22 protein-coding genes and 2 pseudogenes are annotated in these 23076 nt (G+C 73.9%); 11 read left to right on the plus strand and 13 right to left on the minus strand.

Translation table 11 applies throughout. The features are described 5' to 3' along the window. The first annotated feature begins 103 nt into the window (after positions 1-103). Both GXW83_RS22455 and GXW83_RS22460 read left to right on the plus strand, forming a co-directional pair. Complete coding sequence (locus GXW83_RS22455) at positions 104-598, plus strand: MarR family winged helix-turn-helix transcriptional regulator (RefSeq protein WP_225447177.1); 495 nt, start codon at positions 104-106, stop codon at positions 596-598. Next, the gene (locus GXW83_RS22460; protein WP_182444854.1) at positions 595-2319 is read left to right on the plus strand and encodes an MDR family MFS transporter; all 1725 of its coding nucleotides are present in this window, start codon (positions 595-597) and stop codon (positions 2317-2319) included. The genes GXW83_RS22455 and GXW83_RS22460 overlap by 4 nt, the downstream gene beginning before the upstream one ends. Before the next feature lie 116 nt (positions 2320-2435). Here the strand turns inward: GXW83_RS22460 and GXW83_RS22465 are convergent, their stop codons facing one another. Further along, on the minus strand, positions 2436-4301 hold the full coding sequence (locus tag GXW83_RS22465; RefSeq protein WP_225447178.1) for a PAS domain S-box protein: 1866 nt from the start codon (positions 4299-4301) through the stop codon (positions 2436-2438). A 351-nt stretch (positions 4302-4652) separates the two neighbouring features. On the opposite strand from GXW83_RS22465, the gene GXW83_RS22470 reads away from it, so the two are divergent. Together GXW83_RS22470 and GXW83_RS22475 are read left to right on the plus strand one after the other, a co-directional pair. Beyond that, positions 4653-5528, plus strand: a complete 876-nt coding sequence (locus GXW83_RS22470; RefSeq protein WP_182444856.1) for a universal stress protein — start codon at positions 4653-4655, stop codon at positions 5526-5528. A 114-nt stretch (positions 5529-5642) separates the two neighbouring features. Next, positions 5643-7364, plus strand: coding sequence for a GAF domain-containing sensor histidine kinase (locus GXW83_RS22475; RefSeq protein ID WP_182444857.1), 1722 nt, complete (start codon positions 5643-5645; stop codon positions 7362-7364). Between the two features lie 51 nt (positions 7365-7415). Here GXW83_RS22475 and GXW83_RS22480 read toward each other — a convergent pair whose 3' ends face one another. The 3 genes from GXW83_RS22480 to GXW83_RS22490 form a co-directional block, all read right to left on the minus strand. Then, a complete protein-coding gene (locus tag GXW83_RS22480; RefSeq protein ID WP_182444858.1) occupies positions 7416-7859 on the minus strand; it encodes a pyridoxamine 5'-phosphate oxidase family protein in 444 nt (147 codons plus the stop codon). Positions 7860-7958: 99 nt separating this feature from the next. Further along, positions 7959-8687 (minus strand): response regulator transcription factor, encoded by a 729-nt coding sequence (locus tag GXW83_RS22485; protein ID WP_182444859.1) that lies wholly within the window; start codon positions 8685-8687, stop codon positions 7959-7961. A 167-nt stretch (positions 8688-8854) separates the two neighbouring features. Next, a complete protein-coding gene (locus tag GXW83_RS22490) occupies positions 8855-9172 on the minus strand; it encodes a helix-turn-helix domain-containing protein (RefSeq protein ID WP_225447179.1) in 318 nt (105 codons plus the stop codon). Positions 9173-9296: 124 nt separating this feature from the next. On the opposite strand from GXW83_RS22490, the gene GXW83_RS22495 reads away from it, so the two are divergent. From GXW83_RS22495 to GXW83_RS22525, 7 genes and pseudogenes are all read left to right on the plus strand, one after another. Continuing rightward, positions 9297-9491, plus strand: a complete 195-nt coding sequence (locus GXW83_RS22495) for a hypothetical protein (protein ID WP_182444860.1) — start codon at positions 9297-9299, stop codon at positions 9489-9491. A 5-nt stretch (positions 9492-9496) separates the two neighbouring features. After that, the gene (locus GXW83_RS22500) at positions 9497-9859 is read left to right on the plus strand and encodes a metalloregulator ArsR/SmtB family transcription factor (protein WP_182444861.1); all 363 of its coding nucleotides are present in this window, start codon (positions 9497-9499) and stop codon (positions 9857-9859) included. 65 nt (positions 9860-9924) lie between these two features. After that, positions 9925-10242: a DUF6126 family protein gene (locus GXW83_RS22505; protein WP_182444862.1), complete on the plus strand. Its 318-nt coding sequence runs from the start codon at positions 9925-9927 to the stop codon at positions 10240-10242. Positions 10243-10514: 272 nt separating this feature from the next. After that, positions 10515-11584: pseudogene (locus tag GXW83_RS22510) on the plus strand (family 2 encapsulin nanocompartment cargo protein terpene cyclase); the annotation flags it as partial. A 15-nt stretch (positions 11585-11599) separates the two neighbouring features. Further along, on the plus strand, positions 11600-12481 hold the full coding sequence (locus GXW83_RS22515) for a geranyl diphosphate 2-C-methyltransferase (protein ID WP_182444863.1): 882 nt from the start codon (positions 11600-11602) through the stop codon (positions 12479-12481). Positions 12482-12712: 231 nt separating this feature from the next. Beyond that, positions 12713-13012: a DUF5958 family protein gene (locus tag GXW83_RS22520; RefSeq protein WP_255431316.1), complete on the plus strand. Its 300-nt coding sequence runs from the start codon at positions 12713-12715 to the stop codon at positions 13010-13012. Positions 13013-13141: 129 nt separating this feature from the next. Further along, entirely contained in the window at positions 13142-14230 is a 1089-nt protein-coding gene (locus GXW83_RS22525) for a branched-chain amino acid aminotransferase (RefSeq protein WP_182444864.1), read from the plus strand. 61 nt (positions 14231-14291) lie between these two features. Here GXW83_RS22525 and GXW83_RS22530 read toward each other — a convergent pair whose 3' ends face one another. The 9 genes and pseudogenes from GXW83_RS22530 to GXW83_RS22570 form a co-directional block, all read right to left on the minus strand. Further along, positions 14292-15824 carry a long-chain fatty acid--CoA ligase gene (locus GXW83_RS22530; protein WP_182444865.1) on the minus strand — a complete coding sequence of 511 codons (1533 nt, stop codon included), beginning with the start codon at positions 15822-15824 and terminating at the stop codon, positions 14292-14294. Positions 15825-16068: 244 nt separating this feature from the next. Then, positions 16069-16638, minus strand: a pseudogene (locus tag GXW83_RS22535) (4'-phosphopantetheinyl transferase); the annotation flags it as partial. After that, on the minus strand, positions 16638-17549 hold the full coding sequence (locus GXW83_RS22540; protein WP_182444866.1) for an alpha/beta fold hydrolase: 912 nt from the start codon (positions 17547-17549) through the stop codon (positions 16638-16640). The gene GXW83_RS22540 and the pseudogene GXW83_RS22535, both read right to left, overlap by 1 nt. Beyond that, positions 17546-18508, minus strand: coding sequence for a 3-oxoacyl-ACP synthase III family protein (locus tag GXW83_RS22545; protein ID WP_182444867.1), 963 nt, complete (start codon positions 18506-18508; stop codon positions 17546-17548). Before GXW83_RS22545 ends, GXW83_RS22540 begins: the two co-directional genes overlap by 4 nt. After that, positions 18505-19317: an enoyl-ACP reductase FabI gene (gene fabI, locus GXW83_RS22550; protein ID WP_182444868.1), complete on the minus strand. Its 813-nt coding sequence runs from the start codon at positions 19315-19317 to the stop codon at positions 18505-18507. The genes GXW83_RS22545 and fabI overlap by 4 nt, the downstream gene beginning before the upstream one ends. 16 nt (positions 19318-19333) lie before the next feature. Then, entirely contained in the window at positions 19334-20593 is a 1260-nt protein-coding gene (locus tag GXW83_RS22555) for a beta-ketoacyl-[acyl-carrier-protein] synthase family protein (protein WP_182444869.1), read from the minus strand. Next, positions 20590-20844 (minus strand): acyl carrier protein, encoded by a 255-nt coding sequence (locus tag GXW83_RS22560; protein WP_182444870.1) that lies wholly within the window; start codon positions 20842-20844, stop codon positions 20590-20592. The genes GXW83_RS22555 and GXW83_RS22560 overlap by 4 nt, the downstream gene beginning before the upstream one ends. Positions 20845-20924: 80 nt before the next feature. Continuing rightward, positions 20925-22046, minus strand: coding sequence for a radical SAM protein (locus GXW83_RS22565; RefSeq protein WP_182444871.1), 1122 nt, complete (start codon positions 22044-22046; stop codon positions 20925-20927). A 69-nt stretch (positions 22047-22115) separates the two neighbouring features. Further along, the gene (locus GXW83_RS22570; protein ID WP_182444872.1) at positions 22116-22835 is read right to left on the minus strand and encodes a Phenylacetic acid catabolic protein; all 720 of its coding nucleotides are present in this window, start codon (positions 22833-22835) and stop codon (positions 22116-22118) included. Positions 22836-23076: the final 241 nt, after the last annotated feature.

A 23076-nucleotide genomic window follows, 5' to 3' on the forward strand; every position in this document is an offset into this window, starting at 1 on the left:
ACAAGTAGCCGTAGCAGCAGCGGCGGACGGGGCGGGCGTGGTGGCAGGGGCAGGGCAGGGGGGCGCGGCTTTCCGCGCCGGCGGGCGCGACCGCGGGGCCGAGGTGGCCACGGTCGCGGACTCGGTGACCGACCTGCTGCGCACGGTACGGCGGTCCAAGGCCCGACTGCTGGCCGCGGCGGGCGACAGCATCGACTCGGCGGCCCAGGTGCTGCTGCGCACGGTGGCGTCCGAGGGCCCGATGCGGGCCAGCGCACTGGCCGCCGGCGTGCAGTCGGACCTGTCGACCGTCAGCCGCCAGGTCGCCGCGCTGGTGACGCACGGTCTGCTGGAGCGCCAGGCCGATCCGGTGGACGGCCGGGCCAGCCTGCTGGTGGTCACCGCGGCCGGACAGGCCGTCATCGCCGAGCACGAGCACGCCCGCGCCGCCTTCTTCGAGCAGGTGCTGAGCGACTGGACGCCCGACGAACTCGGCCAGTTCAGGCAGTTGCTGGAGCGGTTCACCGCCGCCTACGACATCACCCACACCCAATGGATGACCGACGCGACGCGGCACCCCGCGCGCACCGACGAACCGGAAGAAGGCAGCACCGCATGAGCGCCACTGCAACCCGCCCGGCGGACCCGCCGTCGGACGGCGCGCTGTCCCACCGCCAGATCATGACGATCCTGTCCGGGCTGGTCCTGGGCATGTTCCTGGCCGCGCTGGACCAGACCATCGTCTCGACCGCGATCAAGACGATCGGCAACGACCTCCACGACCTCTCCGCCCAGGCGTGGGTCACCACCGCCTTCCTGATCACCTCCACCATCGCCGCGCCGCTGTTCGGCAAGCTGTCCGACATATACGGCCGCAAGCGGCTGTTCATGCTCTCGATCGTGGTCTTCGTGATCGGCTCGGCCCTGTGCGGCCTGGCCCAGTCGATGTACGAACTGGCCGTGTTCCGCGCGTTCCAGGGCATAGGCGCCGGCGGCATCATGCCGCTCGCGCTGGCCGTGATCGGCGACATCATCCCGCCCCGCGAACGCGCCCGCTACCAGGGCTACATGATGGCCGTCTTCGCCAGCGCCTCGGTCCTCGGACCGGTGCTGGGCGGCCTGCTCTCCGGCACCGACAGCTTCCTGGGCGCCGCCGGCTGGCGCTGGATCTTCTACATCAACGTCCCGATCGCCGCCTTCGCCCTGATCGTCATCGCCAAGGTGCTGCACCTGGACCACGTCCGCCGCGAGCGGCGGATCGACTGGTGGGGCTCGGCGCTGCTGGCCGTGGGCCTGGTGCCGCTGCTGGTCGTGGCCGAGCAGGGCCAGAGCTGGGGCTGGGCCTCGGTCGACTCCTTCGCCTGCTACCTGATCGGCGCGGCCGGGCTGGTCCTCTTCGTCTGGGTCCAGCAGCGCATGGGGGACGACGCGCTGCTGCCGCTGCGGCTGTTCCGGAGCAGCACCTTCTCCGTCGCCTCGGCCCAGGTCACCATCATCGGCATGGCGATGTTCGGTGGCCTGTCGGTGATCCCGCTCTACCTGCAGATCGTCAAGGGCGCCTCGCCGACCAAGTCCGGGCTGCTGCTGCTGCCGCTCGTCGCCGGGCTGATGCTGGCCTCCCTGGGCACCGGCCAGCTCATCGCCCGCACCGGCCGCTACAAGATCTTCCCGGTGGTCGGCTCGGTCCTCATGGTCGTCGGCATGGGCCTGCTGACCATGATCGGCGCGGACACCGCGCTGTGGCAGACCGACATCTACATGGCCGTCTTCGGCATCGGCCTCGGGCTGAACATGCAGAGCCTGGTGCTGGCGATGCAGAACGCCGTGCCCGCCAAGGACATGGGCGTCGCCTCCGCCGCCTCGACGTTCTTCCGCTCCGTCGGCGGCACCCTGGGCACCGCGATCTTCCTGTCCGTGCTGTTCTCGCAGGCCGGCTCCAAGATCGGCAACCAGTACGCCAAGGCGGCGCACGACCCGTCCTTCCTCGCCGCCGCCAAGGCCCACCCGGACCAGCTGGCCTCGCTGCACCAGCACCTGAGCGGCGGCCTGGACGACACCTCGTTCCTCAACCCGCTGGCCAAGCCGCTGAGCCACCCGTTCTTCGTCGGCTTCTCCGCCGCGGGCGACGTGGTGTTCGTGATCACCGCCGCCCTGCTGGTGCTGGCCGTGGTGTTCTCGACGCTGCTCAAGGAGGTCCCGCTGCGCCTGGTCTCCGGCAACCAGGCCCGGGCGCAGGCGGAGACGGCCGCCGAGGCCGCCGCCGGGGTGCTGCCGCCGCAGGCCGAGGCCGCCGACGCGGCGGACTCCGCCGAGGCGCTCCGCTCCACCGGCGACCGCTAGCCGCCCCGGCCTCCGGCCCCGCCGAGGTGCCCCGCAGCCCGATCCACCGGGCGGCGGGGCACCGTCGCGTCCGGGCTGTCAGGGAGCGGCCGGGCCCTGAGGGCCTGTCCGGGCCCTCACGGGGGCGGCTGGGCCAGGGTGAACCAGACGGTCTTGCCGTCGCCGGTCGGGCGGCTGCCCCAGGCCGCGGACAGCGCGTCCACCAGCAGCAGGCCGCGTCCGCACTCCTCGTCGGCGTCGGCGCGCCGGGCCCGGGGCAGGAACGGGCTGCCGTCGCCGACCTCGACGCTCAGCTCGTCGCCGGTGAGCCGGACCCGCAGCCGCAGCGGCCCGCAGGCGTGGCGTACGGCGTTGGCCAGCAGCTCGGAGGCGAGCAGGCAGGCGGTGTCGGCGTAGTCCGGGCGGTCCCACTCGTCCAGCGCCCGGCACAGGAAGTGCCGACCCTCGCCGACGCTGACCGGGTCGGCGGGCAGGCTCACGGCCGCGGCGGTGAGCGGGATCTCCGGGATCCGCGCCAGCAGCAGCGTGACGTCGTCGGCGTAGTCCCCCGGATCGGGCAGCAGCGCGGCGAGCACCGCGTCGGCCACCGGCTCCAGCTCACGGGATTCGGCCACGGCCTTCTCCAGCGCCGTGCCCAGAGCGTCCACCTGCAGTTCGATGTCGCTCTCGGGCGTCTCCACCAGGCCGTCGGTGTAGAGGGCGAGGATGGAGCCGGGCGGCACGGTCAGCGTGGTCTGCTGGTGCGGGACGTCGCCGACGCCGAGCGGCACGCTCACCGGAACCGGCAGCCGGTGCACCCGGCCGCCGGTGTCCACCTGGAGCAACGGCAGGTGCCCGGCGGAGGAGACCGTCAGCTCGGCGGAGTCCGGGTCCAGGACCAGGTAGCAGCAGGTGACCAGCTGGTCCGGGAGTTCGCCGACCACGGCGTCCAGGGCCTGCATCAGCTGCCAGGGCGGCATGCCGGTCTTGGCCAGGGCGTGCGCGGCCGACCGCAGTTGGCCCATGACGGCGGCGGCCTCCAGCCCCCGGCCCATGACGTCGCCGATGAGGACGCCGACGTGCCCGCTGCCCAGCGATATCAGGTCGAACCAGTCGCCGCCCACGCCCGCGCCCTGCCGGGCCGGGAAGTAGCGGCCGGCCGTGTCCATCCCGGGGACCGGCGGCGGGGAGCCCATCAGGCTGCGTTGCAGGGTGAGCGCCACATGGCGCTGCTGCTCGTGCAGTTCGGCCAGGGCCTCCTCGGCCGCCCTGCGCTCGCTGACGTCGCGCACCGCGGCGGAGACCAGCGGGCCGTCCGGGGTCTCCAGCGGGCTGAGGCTGATCTCGACCGGGAACTCCGCGCCGTCCCGGCGCAGCCCGTACAGGTCCAGCCCGGCGCCCATCGGCCGGGCCCGCCGGGTGTCGACGTACCCGTGCCGGTGGCCGGGGTGCTTGGCCCGGAACCGCTCCGGCACCAGCACCTCGATGGGCTGGCCGAGCAACTCGCCGCGCGGATAGCCGAACAGGGTCTCGGTCTGCGCGTTGACCAGCTGGATCACCCCGGCGTCGTCCACGATCACCATGGCGTCCGGCGCCGCCTCCAGCAGCCCCCGGAACAGCGCCTCGGCCGCCTTGCGGTCGCTGACGTCGCGCACGGCGGCGGAGAGCAGCAGCCCGCCGGGGGTCTGCAACGGGCTGAGGCTGATCTCGACCGGGAACTGCGAACCGTCCCGGCGCAGCCCGTACAGCTCCAGGCCCGCGCCCATCGGGCGGACCTGCTGGTTGCGGGCGTAGGCGCGGCGGTGGCCGGGGTGCTGCGCGCGGAAGCGCTGGGGCACCAGCATCTCCACCGGCCTGCCGAGCAGTTCGCCGCGCGGATAGCCGAACAGCGCCTCGGTCTGCGCGTTGACCAGCTGGATCACCCCGGCGTCGTCCACGATCACCATGGCGTCCGGCGCCGCCTCCAGCAGTCCGCGGAAGGGTTCCTCGTTGGTGGTCGCCATCATGCCGCCCTCGGGTCCGTATCGCCCCGTGCCGCCAGGGCCCATGCCGCTTCAGGAAGGAGGACAGGAGGGACATACCAGCCCATGTTCCCGGCTCGGCACAGTCCACCACGGATCGGCTCCCGACCAGGCCGCCTGTCGCTTTTCCGACCGGAAATGAACGGCTGTGACCGCAATCGCCCCGTAGCGCTCGGGAGTCGTCACCAGCGCCCGACAGGGACGACAGCAGGGACCATCGGCCCCCTCGGCAGTGACGTCCGGGCCCTGCCCGCGCCCGACCCGCACCGCCAGGATGGGATCACGTCCAGGCGGCCACGGCCCGCCGAACCGCAGCTCAGGGAGGGATCGGCAGTGAACGCACCGTCAGCACCGGGGGTCGTCGTCGGCATCGACGCCACACCGCAGGCCGAGCAGGCACTGGACTGGGCCGCCGAACAGGCGGCGGAACGCGGGGTGCCGCTGCACATCGTGCACTCCTGGGTCCTGGCGCCCTACCAGGTCCCGGTCGAGGAGCAGGGGGACATCGCCGAGGAGAGCGTCCGCGCGGCGCGCACCCTGCTGGACGCCGCGATCAGCCGGGTCCGCGAGCGGCACGGCGGCCTCGCCGTCAGCGGCGAGATCCTGGCCGAGGGGGCGGTGCCCGGTCTGGTCCGCATCGCCGACCGGGCCGATCTGCTGGTGGTCGGCAGCCGCGGACGCAACCGGCTGGCGTCCACGCTGCTGGGCTCGGTCAGCCAGAGCCTGGCCGCGCACGCGCCCTGCCCGCTGGTGGTGCTGACCGGGCCGCCGCAGCAGCCGGACGCCGCGGGCGCGGTGGTGCTGGGGGCGGCCCCCGGCGAGGCCGCCGCACCGGTCGACTTCGCCTTCGCCGAGGCGGCGCGGCGCGGGGCCCGGCTGCGGGTCGTCCGCACCTGGCTCTACCCGCAGGTCTACCCGGGGCTGGTGGCGGTGCCTGTGCCGGACGAGACCGACCGCATGCGCGCGGAGGCCGAGGAGCTGGCCGAGGTCCTGGAGCAGGCCCGCAAGGAGTTCCCGGACGTCGAGGTGGTCCAAGAGGTCAGGGTGGACGAGCCGGACGCGGCCCTGGTCGACGCCTCCACCGGGGCGGCCCTGCTGGTGGTGGGAGCCAAGCGCAACCACCACCGGTTCGCCATGCCGATGGGCCCGGTGACCCAGCGGGTGCTGCACCACGCCCACTGCCCGGTGGCCGTGGTCCCGCACGGCTGAGGCACCGGGCCGAGGCATCTGGCCGAGGCCGCGGAGGGCGGAGGGGAGAGCGGGGAGGACGGGCGGCCCGCTACCGTGAGCCCCACCGCCGTACGTGCTGGTGGGACGAGGAGGATGCCCGTGGGAGGCGAGGAGCCGGTGTCGCGGATGCCGCAGCTGCGTCTGGACGAGCTGCTGGGCGAGCTGCAGGCGCGGATCGACGCCGCCCGCGGCACCCGCGACCGGGTGCACAGTCTGCTGGAGGCCGTGCTGTCGGTCGGCCGGGAGCTGGACCTCGCGCACGCCCTGCGCCGGATCGTGGAGGCCGCCGCCGTCCTGGTGGACGCCCGCTACGCCGCCCTGGGCGTCATCGGACCGGACGGGCAGAGCCTGTCGCAGTTCCTCACCGTGGGCATCGAGCCCGCGCAGGCGGAGCAGATCGGCCAACTGCCCTCCGGCCGGGGCATCCTCGGCGAGCTGATCAAGCACCCCGAGCCGCTGCGGCTCGGCGAGCTCTCCGAGCACCCGTCCTCGTACGGGTTCCCGGCGCACCACCCGCCGATGCACACCTTCCTCGGCGTCCCGGTGCGCGTCCGGGACGAGGTGTTCGGCAACCTCTACCTCACCGACAAGCGCGGCGGCCAGGACTTCGACGCCGACGACGAGGCGGTGATCTCGACGCTCGCGGTGGCCGCCGGGGTCGCCATCGACAACGCCCGCCTCTACGAGGAGGCCCAGCGCCAGCAGCGCTGGCTGCGGGCCAGCGCGGAGATCACCCGCGCCCTGCTCTCCGGCGTCTCCCGCGCGCAGGTGGTGGAGCTGATCGCGCAGCGAGGGCGCGAGATCACCGGCTCGGAGCTGGCGGACGTCTGCGAGCCGTCGGCCGGGGGCGGGCAGCTCACCGTGCAGCTGGCGCTGGGCGGCGACGCCTCCGCCCGGCTGGGGCTGACCGTACCCGTCGAGGGCACCCTGTCCGGGGCGGCCTTCACCACCGGCTCCCCCACCTCCAGCGCCGACCTGGGCACCGACCCGCTCTACCGGGCCGGGGCCCACCACGCGCGCGACACCGGCCCGGCCGTGGCCGTGCCGCTGGGCACGGCCGGGGGCGAGCCCCGGGGCGTCCTGCTGCTGGCCCGGCCGGCCGGGGAGCCGACGTACACGGCGGCCGAGATCGGCCCGCTGCTGGGCTTCGCGGACCAGGCGGCGCTCGCCCTGGAGCTGGCCGAGCACCGCCGCGACGCGGAGCAGCTCGCCCTGTTCGAGGACCGCGACCGGATCGCCCGCGACCTGCACGACCTGGCCATCCAGCGGCTGTTCGCCACCGGCATGACCCTGCAGGGCGCGGCCCGGCTGATCGACAGCCCGGGCGCGTCGGAGCGGGTGATGCGCGCGGTCGCGGATCTGGACGAGACCATCAAGATCATCCGGTCGACCATCTTCGGGCTGCGGGCCAGGGAGAGCGGCGAGGCCCAGAGCCTGCGCACCCGGGCCGCCCGGGCGGTGGAGGAGGTGCAGGCGGCCCTGGGCTTCTCCCCCCGGCTCAGCATGGAGGGCCTGCTCGACACCGACGTCACGCAGACCGTCGCCGACCACGTCGTGGCGGTCCTGGGCGAGGCGCTGAGCAATGCGGCGCGGCACGCCCACGCCAAGCGGGTCGAGGTGACGCTCCAGGCGACGGCCACCGAGGTCGTACTGACCGTGGCGGACGACGGCGTCGGCCTGCCCTCCGGCGGTCGGCGCAGCGGACTGGCCAACCTGGAGCAGCGCGCCCGGGAGTGCGGCGGGAGCCTGGAGCTGGCGGCGCCGGAGTCCGGCGGCACCCGGCTGGTCTGGCGCGCGCCGCTGGTCCGGCCCTAGGGCCTCGTTCGAGAGGGCCTCTTCGAGAGGGCCTCCTTCGAGCCGGACGGATCAGCGTGCGGCGTCGGGCGCACGGCCGGGAGCGGCGGACGGCCGGCCCTCCAGCCGACGGCCGCTGACCAGCTGCGGGCGGATCCGCAGCTGCACCTCCCCGGCGGCGGAGGCCACGGCCGACCGCCCGGCGGGTGACGCGGCGAGTGTCGTCGCCGGGGCCGGGGTGACGTCGGCCAGGCCGAGGACGGTGACGCTCCAGCCGCTGCCGTCGCTGGCGTCCACCTGCCCGGTCTCGAAGGCGACCACCGCGCCGGTCACCGCGCCGACCAGCTCCGACCGGGCGTCCACGCTGACCAGGACGCTGCCGTCGCTGTCCAGGCGGAACCGCACGGGCAGGACGGCGGGCAGCGCGTGCCGGGTGTACACCACGCGGCCGACCGCCATGCCCGCCATCAAGCGCAGGCACTGCACTTCGTCGAGGTAGCCGCCGTCCGTCGTCATAGGTCGATCCTCGTCTGCTGCGGGCGGTGCGGCGAGGGCCGGTGGTCCCGTACCGCCGGGGACCTCCGGGCCGGGCCGCGCCGCCGGGCGGGCCCCGGGTCAGGACCGCGCGCGTCCCGGTCGGTATCCGGTGCGCGGCCCGGCCTGCTGCTCGCCGGCGGCTGCGCTCTGGGTGGCGATGACGGCCGCCTGCACCCGGCGCTCCACGCCGAGCTTGGCCAGCAGCCGCGAGATGTGGTTCTTCACCGTCTTCTCGGCCAGGAACAGCCGCCCGCCGATCTCCCGGTTGGTCAGCCCCTCGCCGATCAGCGCCAGGATCTCCTGCTCGCGGGCGGTCAGCGCGGCCAGCGCCTGCGGCTGCTCGTCATGGCCGGTCTCGCCGCGCATCCTGGCCATCACCCGGGTGGTCGCGCCCGGGTCCAGCATCGACTGGCCGGACGCCACCGTGCGCACCGCGGTGACCAGGTCGGTGCCGCTGATCTGCTTCAGGACGTACCCGGACGCGCCGGCCATGATCGCGTCCAACAGCGCCTCCTCGTCGTCGAAGGAGGTCAGCATCAGGCAGGCCAGCTCGGGAAGCCGGGAGCGCAGCTCGCGGCAGACGCCGACGCCGTCGCCGTCCGGCAGCCGGACGTCCAGCACCGCCACATCCGGGCGCAGCGCGGGCACCCGCGCCAGGGCCTGCTCCGCCGTCCCGGCCTCGCCGACGACCTCCAGATCCGGTTCGGCGTCCAGCAGGTCGTGCACGCCGCGCCGCACCACCTCGTGGTCGTCGAGCAGGAACACCCTGATCGGCTTGGCCCCGGCCTCAGCTGCACTGTCCGACATGACCTGTACTCCCCTGTTCCTGGTCCGCCCAGCAAACGGCGTGACCTCTGCATCCTCACCGACGAACGCCCCCACGACCAGGGCCGTACGGCCCTATCCGACCGTTTTCGTCTGTCGTCCTCGGCTGGAACCCGCCGCCCAGCGGCTGCCGCTCCGGGCTCCTGCCCTCATGCCGCCTTACGGGCGGAGATGGTCACCTGCACGTTGTCGGCATCGATGGCGATGTTCAACGAGGCATCCAGGCCCTTGGCCGGCTTCGCCGGCAACGGCAGAGTCGGCACAGTGTCGGACCCCTCGATCCGGGAGATCTTCCCTTGGGTCAGGCCGGAGCGGACGGCCAATTCGGTCTGGGAGAGGCCCAGTTCGACACGGCGGTCGTAGACGGCCTTCGCCAGCGCCATCGAAAGCCGGTGTTCCTGGCGCTCCTCCTCGATCTCGGCGGCCTCGGTGTACCCCTCGCTGAGCCTGCGCTCCCGAGCCAGCACCGCCCGGCTGATCTGGTTCTCCTCGTGCGCCCGTGCCTTGCGGCCTAGTGTGACGAATTGAAGATTTCTTCAATTGCTGTCATGGTTGGCCGGCAAGGACGCCTGCTGCGGACGGAGTGGTGCCGTGGACGTGTTCACCGAGATGGTTGTCGCCCGGGTGCGGGCGGCGCGGGCCCGGGTGGAGCGGGCGGCGCGGGACAGGGGGACGTTCGGGCTGCGGGAGGCGCTGGACGAGCTGGAGGCGGCGCTGCTGCTGGCCCGCAGCAACGGCATCGAGGTGCCCCCGATCGGGGGCGACGACGGAACGACGAGGGGTTGAGGGGCGTGCCGGTCCCGTTGTACCAGGCCAAGGCGGAGTTCTTCCGGATGCTCGGGCACCCCGTGCGGATCCGGGTGCTGGAGCTGCTTCAGGACGGTCCGACGCCGGTGCGGGATCTGCTGGCGAACATCGAGGTGGAGCGCTCCAACCTGTCCCAGCAGCTGGCCGTGCTGCGCCGGTCGGGGATCGTCACCGCCACCCGGGAGGCCGACACCGTCGTCTACGCGCTGGCGGGCACCGACGTCGCCGACCTGATGCGGGCCGCCCGCCGGATCCTGACCGAGCTGCTGGCCGACCAGCAGGACCTGCTGGCGGAGCTGCGCGGGGCCGACGCCACCGGGGACAAGGCCGTCGAGGCCGTCGCGTGACCACCGGAAGCGCGGGCGGCAGCCGTCACGCACGCGCCGCGAGCACCACGGGGAGAGCCGCAGCCATGACCGAACCCGCCGACACGGCGCCGGAGACCCGCGAGCCGACCCCGGATCGGGCCGGTCGGCCTGCGCGGCCCGGGCGGCCCGGGCGCGGCCGTCCGGTCGTCGCGCCGCCGGACGCCACCGCGGTGCTGGCGGCGATCGCGGCTGCCGAGGCCGTGGCCGCCGAGGCCCGGCAGAGCGTCGACGACGGCAGCGAAGGCGGCGGACGCCGCGCCAACAAGGGCGTCTGGATCCGGGCGGCGATCTACGTCATCGGGTTCCACGTCTTCGCCGGATTCATCATGCTGCTCTTCTTCGCCGGCTCCCCTCACCACTGACGCCCCTTCGACCCCGTCGTGCCGCCGGTTCAAACCCAACGGGCCCGGACATTCATCCGATCGAGTGGAGCGGCTGCCGCGGAGCGCCGTGGGCCGAGCCCCCGGCCTAGCGTGGTGGAACGAGCGGGACGGGGGTGACGCGCTCGGCCCCCTCCCCGCTGCGCGGCACGACGGCCCGTCATGACGTGCGGTTTTTCACCGAGGGGAGGCTCTTCCATGCCCATGGACAGCAGGCCGACGATCGTGGGGACCACGGCGGTGCGGCCATGACCGGTCCGGCCCTGGAGCGGATCCTCAGCGGACCCAGCGGCCTGGGCACGGCCGCCCTGCAACTGGCGGCGCAGACCCCGGAGCCCGCACAGGCGGGCGACGCCGTCCCGGGGCTGTACCACCACCCGGTGGCCGAGCCCGACCCCGGGCGCGTGGCGGACGTCAGCACCCGGATCAAGGCGTGGGCGGTGGAGGAGGTGCAGCTCTTTCCGCCGGAGTGGGAGGACCAGTTCGACGGCTTCTCCCTGGGCCGCTACATGGTGGCCTGCCACCCGGACGCCCCCGACACCGACCACCTGATGATCGCCACCCGACTCATGGCCGCCGAGAACGCCCTCGACGACTGCTACTGCGAGGACCACGGGGGCTCGCCCGTCGGCCTGGGCGGGCGCCTGCTGCTGGCGCACACCGCCCTGGACCCGCTGCACACGGTGCCGGAGTACCAACCGGCCTGGGCGCAGTCGCTGCACGCGGACGCCCCGCGCCGGGCCTACCGCTCGGCGATGGACTACTTCACCCGAGCCGCAAGCCCCGCCCAGGCGGACCGGTACCGGCACGACATGGCCCGGCTGCACCTGGGCTACCTCGCCGAGGCCGCCTGGACGCAGACCGAGTACCTGCCCGAGGTGTGGGAGTACCTGGCGATGCGCCAGTTCAACAACTTCCGCCCCTGCCCCACCATCACCGACACCGTCGGCGGCTACGAACTGCCCGCCGACCTCCAGGCCCTGCCGGCGGTGCAGCGCGTCATCGCGCTCGCCTCCAACGCCACCACCATCGTCAACGACCTGTACTCCTACACCAAGGAGCTGGCCGCCCCGGCCGCCACCTGAACCTGCCGGTGGTGATCGCCGAGCGCGAGGGCGTCAGCGAGCGCGACGCCTACCTGAAGGCGGTCGAGGTCCACAACGAGCTGATGCACGCCTTCGAGGCCGAGGCCGCAGCCCTGGCTGCCGCCTGCCCCGCCCCGTCCCTGCTGCGCTTCCTGCGCGGCGTGGCCGCGTGGGTCGACGGCAACCACTACTGGCACCGGACCAACACGTACCGCTACAGCCTGCCCGATTTCTGGTAAACGAGGAGCTGATCCGTGACCACGGTCAACATCACCCCGGCAAGCACCGCGGCCTCCATCCCTGCTCCTGCGACGCCGTACCAGGGCGACATCGCCCGATACTGGGACGGCGAGGCCCGGCCGGTGAACCTGCGCCTCGGCGAGGTCGACGGCCTCTACCACCACCACTACGGCATCGGGGAGGTCGACCGGGCCGCCCTGGGCGATCCGGCCGACCCGGAGCGCGAGCGGCGGGTGATCGCCGAACTGCACCGGCTGGAGTCGGCCCAGGCCGACCTGCTGCTGGACCACCTGGGCGACATCCCGCGCGACGCCACGCTCCTGGACGCCGGCTGCGGCCGCGGCGGCTCCATGGTCATGGCCCACCAGCGCTTCGGCTGCCGGGTCGAGGGCGTCACGCTCTCCGCCAAGCAGGCCGACTTCGGCAACCGCCGCGCCCGCGAACTCGGCATCGACACGTCCGTCCGCTCCCGCGTCTGCAACATGCTGGCCACCCCGGTGGGGACGGGCGAGGTGGCGGGCTCGTGGAACAACGAGTCCAGCATGTACGTCGACCTGCACGACCTCTTCGCCGAGCACTCCCGGGTGCTGGCCGTCGGCGGCCGGTACGTGACCATCACCGGCTGCTGGAACCCGATCTACGGCCAGCCGTCGAAGTGGGTCTCGCAGATCAACGCGCACTTCGAGTGCAACATCCACTCCCGCCGGGAGTACCTGCGCGCCATGGCGGACAACCGCCTGGTCCCGCGGGCCGTCATCGACCTCACCCCGGACACCCTGCCCTACTGGGAGCTGCGCGCCACCTCCTCCCTGGTCACCGGCATCGAGGAGGCCTTCATCTCCTCCTACCGGGACGGCTCCTTCCAGTACGTCCTGATCGCCGCCGACCGCGTCTGACCCGCAGCGCCCCTCGCCCGCCCGCCGCCCGCGTCCCCCGGACGCGGGCGGCGCCGGTGTCGGTCGCCGGAGCGTAGGCTGCGACTCGTATCGCAGGCAGGCGGGGGTGGCGGGGATGGACGAGCGCGCGGTCAGGCTGAACGCGTGGGCGCAGGGCGTGCGCCCGCTCGCGCAGGGGGTCGCCTGGTTCGAGGGGCTGTCCGGCGACGAGCAGGCCGGGGTGCTCAGGAGTTGCGCGAGTACTGCATCCAGGCACGCGCGACGGTGGAGGACGCCCCGGAGAGCATCCGGTCGGCGGGCATCCGGCCGACGCACACCCCTGCGGTCCTGATCGCCCGGGGGCAGATGTCCGTCCAGCTGGCGAAGGTCGTCGGGCTGCCGCAGGACGAGCGGGTGAAGGCCTTCCGGCCGCTGGTGGCGTTGTTGGGGGTGGCCGACCGGCGCCGCCGGGAGCGGTTCTGCGCCGCCGGGTGCTCCCACGCCTGGCACCGGCTGGGGACCGGCACCGGCCCGGAGGCGGCGACCGGCTGAGCTGTACGGCTGACCTCGGGGGCGGGGATCTGGCCGTGTGACGCCTGCTCAAGCCGGGTAACGGCCGTTAGCATAACGGCAGCGGCGCCGAGCGGAGCGCCGATCCGCAGCGGTGTATAGGAGTTGGCGATGAGCCGTGGCTTCCCCCTGTTCCGGACGACGAGTCCCGTGCCTGAGTCGGAGCGGGCCGCGATTCTCGCCGCTCCGGGGTTCGGACGGTTCTTCACCGACCACATGGCCTCGGCCGTGTGGACGCCCACCGAGGAGTGGCACGACCGCAGGGTCGGGCCGCTCGAGCCGTTCTCCATGCATCCGAGCGCGGCGGTGCTCCACTACGCGCAGGAGATCTTCGAGGGGCTGAAGGCGTACCGGCACGCGGACGACAGCGTCTGGCTGTTCCGTCCGGAGGTCAACGCCCGCCGCTTCGCCCGCTCCGCGCGGCGGCTGGCCCTGCCCGAGCTGTCCGAGGAGGACTTCCTGACCGCCGTCGAGGAGCTGGTCCGCGCGGATGCGGCCTGGGTGCCGGACTCCGCCGGTGAGGGCAGCCTCTACGTGCGGCCGTTCATGTTCGCCTCGGAGGCGTTCCTCGGCGTGCGGCCCGCCGAGCAGGTGACGTTCTCGGTGATCGCCAGCCCGGCCGGGCCGTACTTCGCCGCCGGGATCAGCGGAGTCACGCTCTGGGTCAGCAGCGAGTACACCCGGGCCGGCCGGGGCGGCACCGGCGCGGCCAAGTGCGGCGGCAACTACGCGTCGAGCCTGGCCGCGCAGATCGAGGCCCGGCAGCACGGCTGCGACCAGGTGATGTTCCTGGACGACGCCGGCGGCGACGGCAACCTGGAGGAGTCCGGCACGATGAACCTGTGCCTGATCACCTCCGCCGGCGAGCTGGTCACCCCGGAGCTGGGCACGATCCTCGAAGGCGTCACCCGGGACTCCCTGCTGACGCTCGCCCCCGAGTTCGGCCTCACCCCGGTCGAGCGGTCCATCACCCTGGCCGAGCTGCGGTCCGGCGCCGCCGACGGCACCATCACCGAGGTGTTCGCGGCCGGTACCGCCGCCGTGGTCACCCCGATCGTGGGGTTCAAGGGCGACGGCTACGCGTTCACCATCGGCAGCGGCACGCCCGGCAAGCAGACCACCGCGCTGCGCGAGCACGTGCTGGACATCCAGTACGGGCGCGCCGAGGACAGGCACGGCTGGCTGCGGCGGGTCGTCTGAGACCGGTGGGGACGGGCGGGCCGCGCCGGACCGCGCGGCCCCGCCCCGTCACCGCGGACCGTCACCGCGAACCGGCCAGCCCCTCGGGCAGCACCACCTCGCGCTTGAGGATCTTGCCCGTGGAGCCCTTGGGCAGGGCGTCGGTCAGCCAGACCAGGCGCGGGTACTTGAACGGCGCCACCCGCTCCCGGACGAAGGCGCGGATCTCCTCCGGGGTGGTCCGGGCGCCGTCGCGCAGCACGACGGCGGCGGCGACCTCCTGGCCGTGGGTGGCGTGCGGGAAGCCGATGACGGTGGCCTCGACCACCGCCGGGTGCTCGTACAGGACGTCCTCCACCTCGCGCGGGTAGACGTTGAAGCCGCCGCGGATGATGACGTCCTTGCTGCGGTCCACGATCCGGAAGTCGCCGCTGGCGTCCCGGGTGCCGAGGTCCCCGGTGTGCAGCCAGCCGTCCCTGACGGTCTGCGCGGTCGCCTCCGGCCGGTTCCAGTAGCCCTTCATCACGTTGTGGCCCCGGATCACCACCTCGCCGACGGTGCCGTCCGGAACCTCCGCGCCGGACTCGTCCACGACCCGCATCCGCACGCCCTCGATCGGGATGCCGATCGTCCCGGCCACCCGCTCGCGGTCGATCCGGTTGGCGCAGGCCAGCGGGGAGGACTCGGAGAGCCCGTAGCCCTCCAGGACGACGCAGTCGAACGCGGTCTCGAAGCCGCGCAGCACCTCCGGCGGCATCGGGGAGCCGCCGCACAGGCAGACCCGCAGCGAGTCGGACCGGTGGTCGGCGCGGGCCGGGTGGGTCAGCATCAGGGTGTACATGGCCGGGACGCCGAGGAAGACGCTGACCCGGTCGCGCTGGATCACCGCCATGGCCGCGGCCGGGTCGAAGCGGGACAGCAGGGTGAGGCAGGCGCCGGTGGCCACCGCGCAGTTGAGGCCCATCACCTGCCCGAAGGAGTGGAACAGCGGCAGCCCGCCGAAGATCACGTCCTGTCCGCCGATCCCGAGCACCTGGATGCCCGCGCGGACGTTGCAGAGGATGTTGCGGTGGGTCAGTTCGGCGCCCTTGGGGGTGCCGGTGGTGCCGGAGGTGTAGAGGATCACCGCGGTGTCCTGGTCGCCGCGCCGGTGCGGGGCCGGCTCCGCCCGGTGGGTGTCGGCCGCGAAGGCGTCCGGACCGACCGTGGCGTACGGGGTGCCGACACGGTCCGCGCCGGCCGCCGCCTGCTCCGCGCCGGTGTGCCAGGCGACCAGCAGCGCGGCCCCGGCGTCGGCCAGGCAGTGCTCGATCTCCCGGGCCTTGAGCAGCGGGTTCATCGGCACGACCACCGCGCCCGCGCGCAGGATGCCGTAGTACAGCGCCGCGAAGGCGGGCACGTTGGGCAGCAGCACGGCCACCCGGTCGCCCGGCGCGACGCCGAGCGAGGCCAGCCAGCGCGCGGCCCGGGCGCTGGCCCGGTCGAGCTGGGCGAAGGTCAGCAGCTCGTCGTCCAGGCGCAGGACCGGCCGGTCCGGGCAGCGGGCGGCGGTGGCGGCCAGCAGGTCGGGGATGCTGCGCGGGGAGGCAGCGGTGTCGGCGGTGGCGGCGGACATGGTGGACTCCTCGGTCAGGGCCTGGCGGACGGTGAGCCGGTGGACGGTGAGCCGGTGGACGACGGGCCGACCGGGAGCGGGCCGGTGCGGAAGGGGACGGTGCCGGGCGCTGCGGTGCGGGGACCAGGACGGCGGTGAGCAGCAGGCCGTCGTGCACCAGCCAGCGTCCGTCCAGCAGCGGGGGCAGCTGCGGCAGCGGCGGCCGGGTGGGCTGCGCCGGGCGGAGCCGGGCCCGGAAGGCGCCGTGGCCGGGCCCGTCCTGGCGTACGGTCAGCTCGGCCTCCTCGAAGCCCAGCCAGCCGCCGCCCGCGCCGCACCACGCCTTGTAGACGGACTCCTTGGCGCTGAACAGCAGCCGGTCCCAGGCGGTCTCCGGCCGCTCCCGCGACTGCCGGGCCAGCCAGTCCGGCTCCGGCCCGAACAGCACCGCCTCCCGGGCCTGCGCGGAGAGGGCGGCGTGCTGCTCGACGTCGATGCCCAGGGCGAGGGCGTCCGCGGTGCGGGCCACCGCGGCGGCACGGTAGCCGGTCCGGTGGGTGATGCTGCCGACCACCCCGTCGGGCCAGGCGGGCATGGAGCGGCGGCCGCGCGGCAGCGGCACGGCCGGGTGCCCGAGCTGGGCCAGGGCGCGCCGGGCGCAGCGGCGTCCGGCCCGGAACTCGGCCCGGCGCCGGGGCCCGGCGCGGGCGATCAGCGCCTCCTCCTCCGGGAACAGCAGCTCCGCAGAGGGTGGCTCGGTGTCGGTGGATTCGGCGCAGCGGACCCAGGGCGGCAGCAGTGCGGCCAGCAGCGGGACCGCCCCGGGCGCGGGCATCAGCCCGCGTCGGCGCGGTGCGCGGCGGCGGGCCGCTCGCCGTCGGCGGCGAGCCGGGACACCCACTGCGTGATCGCCGCCACCAGGCCGCGGTTGTGCCGGATCCAGCGGAAGTGGTCCAGCGGTCGGCCGCCGGCCTGCTCGACGGTGTAGCTCCAGCGCTCCACCCGGGCGGCGGGCATCTTGCCGCACAGGTGGTCCACGGCGCGCGGCGGGGCCAGCTCGTCGTCGGCCACGTCCACTGCCAGGACCGGGAGCGCGACCTCGGCCAGGGCCCGCTCGTAGTCGGCGCACGCGCCGTGCGCGCGGTAGCGTCCGGTGCGCATCTGCCGGGCCCAGTCCCGCATCAGCCGGGCGGACTCGCGCCCGCCGAAGCCGAGCCGCTCCCCCGGCCAGTAGCCGATCACCGCCGACACCAGCACCGCGAACTGACTGTGCACCAGTCGGCGCAGGCCCGCCCGGGGGCCGAAGCAGCGGTACCAGGCCGAGCCGCTGGCCACCAGCACGGCTCCGGCCAGCCGGGGCCGGAACACCCCGCAGTGCACCATGCCCAGCTGTCCGCCCAGGCTGTGCCCGAGCAGCAGCAGCGGCGCCTGCGGGAAGGCCGCCTGCACCGCGTCCAGCACCGCCGGGAGGTCCTGCTCGACGATCTCGCGGTAGCCGAAGCGGACCCCGCGCCCGGGCCGCGGGCGGCTCTCGCCGTGGCCGCGCAGGTCGCAGACGGCCACCGAGAGCCCGGCCGCGTGCAGGGCGCGGACCAGCGGGGTGTAGTGCCGGGCGGCCGTGCCCATGGCCGGGAGGACCAGCACGACCGGCGCGTCGGCGTCCGGCCGGGCCAGTGCCCGGACGGTGATCGCGGCCCCGTCCGGGGCGCGGAGCTCGGCCAGCACCGGGAGCCGTGGCGGCGTCACCGCGCCTCCCCTGCCGGGTCCGGGGCCTGCTGCCAGCCGATGACCCCGGCGCCCCAGGTGATGCCAGCGCCGAAGGCGGCGAGGCCGAGCAGCGCGGTCCGGCCGAGCCGGCCCTCCTCGCGGGCGTGGGCCAGTGCCAGCGGGATGGAGGCGGCGGAGGTGTTGGCGACCCGCTGGACGTTGAGGTAGAGCCGCTCGGGCGGCAGGCCGACCTCCTTGCCGACCGCCCGCACGATCCGCGCATTGGCCTGGTGGGCGACGAACAGGTCGATGTCGTCGCAGGTCAGGGCGGTGCGGTCGAGCACCTCGCGGGTGGCGGCGGCCATCTTCTCGACGGCGTGGGCGAAGATCTCCCGGCCGTCCATCCGCAGTTTGCGCTCGTCCCGGTCCGCGTAGAGCAGCGGGATCAGCTCGCCGTCGCTGCCCAGCGAGAAGGCCGGGCGCGGGGCGCCGGGGACGTCGGCCACGACCACCGCGCCGGCGCCGTCGGCCAGCAGCACCGCGGTGCCCCGGTCCTCGTGGTCGGTGATCCGGGTGAGCGCGTCGGCGCCGCAGACCAGCACCGCCTCGGCCCGGCCGGTCTCGATCAGCGCGGCGGCGTGGTCCAGGCCGTAGACGAAGCCGGCGCAGGCCGCGTGCAGGTCGAAGGCGGCAGCCTGCGGCAGTCCCAGCCGGGCGGCGACCTCGACCGAGACGCCGGGCGTCACCCGGTCCGGGGTGATGGTGGCGACCACGACGTGGCGGATGCGGTGCGCGGTCACGCCGGAGGAGCGCAGCGCCTGCCCGGCCGCGGCCACCACCAGGTCGGCGAGTCGGCCGCCGGGCTCCAGGAAGTGCCGCTGCTCGATCCCGGTGCGCTTGACGATCCACTCCGAGGAGGCGCCGATCCGCTCGAAGTGCGCATTGGGGACGGTGGGGCCGGGCAGGGCGGCGCCCACCCCGACGACGGCGGCGGTCACCGCGCCGCTCCTTCGGCGAAGGCCGGGCCCGCGCCCATGCGGACCGCGTGCATGCCGCCGTCGGCGTGCACGATCTCACCGGTGACGGTCGCGGCCAGGTCGGAGAGCAGGAACAGCACCGGTCCGGTGAGCACCGACGGATCGGTGCGGTCCCAGCCGAGCGGCGCCTCGTCCTCCCAGCGGTCGGCGATCCGGTCGAAGGTGCTGATCGCCTGCCCGGCCACGGTCTCCACCGGGCCGGCCGCGACCAGGTTGACCCGGATGCCGGACGGGCCCAGGTACATCGCCAGGTAGCGGCAGACCGCGCCGAGGGCCGCCTTGCTGACGCCCATCCAGTCGTAGCCGGCCCACGCGCCGGAAGCGTCGAAGTCCAGGCCGACCACGCTGCCCCGGCGGCCGTCCGCGCTGAGCAGCGGGGCCAGTGCGGTGGCCAGCGAGTGCAGCGAGACGGCGGCGGTGCGCAGCGCGAAGGTGGCGCTCTCCGGCGTGGCGGTCAGGAAGTTGCCGCTGAGGGCCTCCTGCGGGGCGGCGGCGACCGCGTGCAGCACGCCGTCCACCGAGCCCCAGCGCTCGGTCAGCTCCTTGGCCAGGGTGACGAAGTCGTCGGGCCGGGTGACGTCCAGGGTGAGCACCTCGGGCGGGCGGGGCAGCCCGCTCGCGGCGGCCTCGGTGATCCGCCGGGCCCGGCCGAAGCCGGTCAACAGCACCTCGGCGCCCGCCTCCTGGAGCGATCGGGCGGTGTGCCAGGCGATCGAGTCGTCGTTGAGCACTCCGGTGATCAGATAGCGGCGTCCTTCGAAGCCGAGCATTGCCGTTGACCTTTCGTCATGCGGGGGAGGCGGCCAGCACCAGCGCGGCGTTGTGCCCGCCGAAGCCGAACGAGGTGGACAGCCCGACCAGGCGCGGGGCCGCCCGGCCGGGCGCGGCGGCGGTTCCGGGGGCAGTAACGGCGGCGGTACCGGCGGCGGTGAGCGGTGCGGCGTGCCGGATCAGGTTGAGCCGGCCGAGCCGCTCGTCCGGCTCGCGCAGCCCGACCGTGGGCGGCGCGGTGGCGTGCCGCAGCGCCTGGAGGGTGGCGACGGCCTCCACCGCGCCGGCCGCGCCGAAGAGATGGCCGATGCCGGACTTGGTGGACGACAGCGGAATCCGCTCGATCGCCGGTCCGAGCGCCAACCGCAGCGCGTCGCACTCCAGTTGGTCGTTGAGGACGGTGCCGGTGCCGTGCGCGTTGATGTAGTCGAGCTGCTCCGGCGTGACCCCGGCCGCCCGTAGCGCCCGGCCCACGGCCCGGGCGGCGGGGACGCCGCTGGGGTCGGGGGCGGTCAGGTGGTGCGCGTCGGCGGTGGCCCCGTAGCCGAGCACCTCGCCGAGCACGGCGGCCCCGCGCGCAGCCGCGCCCCGCGCCGTCTCCAGCACCAGGATCCCGGCGCCCTCGCCGATCAGGAAGCCGTCCCGGGCCCGGTCGAAGGGCACCGACGCACCGGTCGGCGACAGCGCCCCGGCGTTCCGGAACGACGCCTGGACCAGCTCGGAGGTGGACGCCTCGGCGCCGCCGACCACCACCGCGTCGGCGGCTCCGGCGGCGAGCAGCAGCAGCCCGGCGCCGACCGCCTGGGCGCCGCTGCTGCAGGCCGAGGCGACGCACAGGGCCTCGCCCTGGAAGCCGAACCGCAGCGAGAGCTGCGAGGCGGCGGCGTTGGCCATCATCGAGGACACCATCAGCGGGGAGACGAACTCGTCGCCCTGCTCGCGGAGCACCTCGCGCTGCGCCTCGAAGCTCCCGGTGCCGCCCAGCGCGCAGCCGACCACGCAGGCGATCCGCTCCGGCGGGTACGGCAGCGATGCCTCCTTCCAACCGGCCTGGGCCAGCGCCTCGGCGGCGGCCACCAGCGCGAACTGGGCGAACCGGTCGGTGCGGCGGATCTGCTGGCGGGAGAGGTGGTCGGCGGCGCGGAAGTCGGCGCACCGGCCCACCCCGCCGTCAAATGCGCTCTCCCCCGCCACCGCGCGCCGGTGCAGCAGGTCGGCGCCCACGCCCAGCGGGGTCACCGCGCCCAGACCGGTGACGACGGCGCCTGGTGTCACTCCAGTCCGGCCTTCTGCCGGCACAGGGCAAGCACCTCGCCGACGGTGTAGAGCTGGTCGAAGTCCTTGGGCTTGACCGGGATGCCCAGCTGCTTCTTGATGGACTGGCTCAGCTCGACCATGTCGAGCGAGTCGATCTCCAACTCGTCCAGGGCGGCGTCCTCGACGATGTCGGAGCGCTCCACGCCGAGTTCCACCAGGGCGTCGACGATGAAGGTCTCGATGGTGGTGAGGTCCAGGGTGTCGGGCATGTCTCTCCTCGTCCGCACGGCGGCGGTCACGCGATGGGGTCGGGCGGGTGCGGCGGCCCGGCGGGCGGCGGGCGGCCGGCTCAGGCGGTGAGCCGGTCCGGCTTGCTGGAGTGGTACGGCGCCCAGTGCCACTGCCGCCAGTAGCTCTCGGAGATGTCCAGCCACTCCTCCAGCCGCTGGACGCTGTCCAGGAACCGGGAGCCGCTCACCACCAGCCAGCTGTAGACCGCCTGGCTGTCCCGGCAGCCGCCGCAGTCGCCCGAGGTGCAGCAGAACTGCACCGACTCGTAGTCCGCGCCCCAGGCGTTGAAGCCGGGGATGACCGGGTTGCCGTTGGCCAGCCGCTGCTCGTGCGCGGGGTTGTCCACGCTGAGGCTGGGGCAGACGTCGTAGCCGAACCGGCCGCCCCAGTGCGAACGCCCGGTGATCAGCGTCCGGATGAAGTACGGGTGGCTGACCACGGTCTCCGGGTACAGCTCCTTGACCCGCAGCGCCTCGTCCAGCACCCGCTGCTCGTTGGCGATCCGGATCGGGTTCTCGGTGCCGTGCTCGCTGTAGAAGTTGAAGGTGACGATGTTGCCGTTGTCGGCGATCTTCCGCACCGTGGGCTCGATGTGCTCCACGCCGGCCTCGGCCAGGGCGTAGATGAACAGCACCCGCGGATCGTCGCGGTAGTGGCCGAGCGCGGTGTCCAGCAGGCCGGTGAAGGTCGAGCCGTTGACCCGGATCGCGCGCAGGTCGTCGTCCAGCACGCCGCCGCCGAAGACGGAGACCGCGATGGCGATCTTCTCGAAGCCCTGCTTCGGCATCGGGCGCAGGCCGTTGGTGGAGATGGTGATGTACGGCAGCCGCTCGACGAACGCCTCGACCCGGCGCGGCACCAGCGTGGGCTCGCCGCCGATCAGCGTGGCCTGGTTGACGCCCTCGTCGGCCAGCCGGTCGGCGAAGGCCCGGATTCTGTCCAGGTCGGTCAACTCCTTGACGGCGGTGTCGAATCCGCCCTCGAAGTACCAGCAGCCCTTGCAGCGGATGTTGCAGGCGTTGGTGAGGTGCACCTCGCAGGAGCGCACGCTGCGCCCCAACCGGCGGATGCGGTGCAGCCGTTCGGCCAGGTCGGGCCGGTCGGCCAGGAACTCGGCGGTGCGCGCCTTGGCCTCGCGGCGGCTCAGCGGACGCGGTTCGATGGAGACGGGTGTTGCCATGGCATGGGCTCCTTGGAAGTCGCGGGTGGACCGGCCTGCTGCTCCCGGCCGGGTGCCGGGAGGCGGCTGCTACTCCGGGATCCGGAGCCCCAGGTTGTTGATCCGCGGCGTGACCTTCTCCCGCCAGACGTCGCACGCCTGGCCGTTGGTGGTCTGCCGGAGCCCGAACCGCACGGCCAGCCGGGAGCGCTCGGAGCGCGGGCTGCCGAAGATCCGGATGAAGGTCGGCCAGAGCCGGTCCAGCGCCTGCTGCAACTGCTCGCGGCCGTCGTCGGTGGCGGCGAGGTTGCGGCAGACCCGGGCGCCGTGGGCGATGTGCACCTTCTCGTCCTGGATGATCGTGCGCACGGCATCCGCCCAGGGCTTGTAGCTGCTCTGCGCGAACTCGGAGATCATCACCATGGCGGTCTCCTCGCCGACGTACGAGAAGATCCCGCGCTCGGCCCAGGTGGTGCAGGTGTGGAACTCCTGGGCCCGGAACAGGTTCCGCTCGGCCAGGGTCTGCGTCTCCATGTACGAGGTGTCGACGCCGACCTCGCCCAGCACCCGCTTGCCGATCTTGTAGTGGTCGTACTCCTCGACCGCGCGCTCGGCGCAGACCTGGCGCTCCTCGGCGTCGGGCGCCAGCGGCAGGAAGACGCTGATGTAGTCGTCGCCACCGGAGAGTTCGCCCTCGGTGTTGACCACCATTCCGCGGATGGCGATCTCCCGGTAGTCCTCCGGCATGGCCAGGAATTCCTCGGGAGTCCGGACCACGACCGCCTCGTCGGCCAGAATGGAAAATCCCATGACAGGGCGCCTCGATTCATAAGCTCGCGTGAATGGTCAGGGACTCGCCGATGAGGCCCTGAAAGCAGAGGACTCAGAACGCCGGGCACCCGCCGCGTCGCGCGGACGCGGTGGCCGTGCCGGCGGAGGAGGGCCGCTCCCCCGGGCGGCCTTGGGAGCTTCGAAGTGGTCCGTAGGGCGTCTCGGACTGTAGGCGCAAGGTTTCAAGCCAACAAGGTGCCACCCGGGCGCCGGGACCGGG

Origin of the sequence: Streptacidiphilus sp. PB12-B1b (genome assembly GCF_014084125.1) — a bacterium.
Taxonomy (GTDB): domain Bacteria; phylum Actinomycetota; class Actinomycetes; order Streptomycetales; family Streptomycetaceae; genus Streptacidiphilus.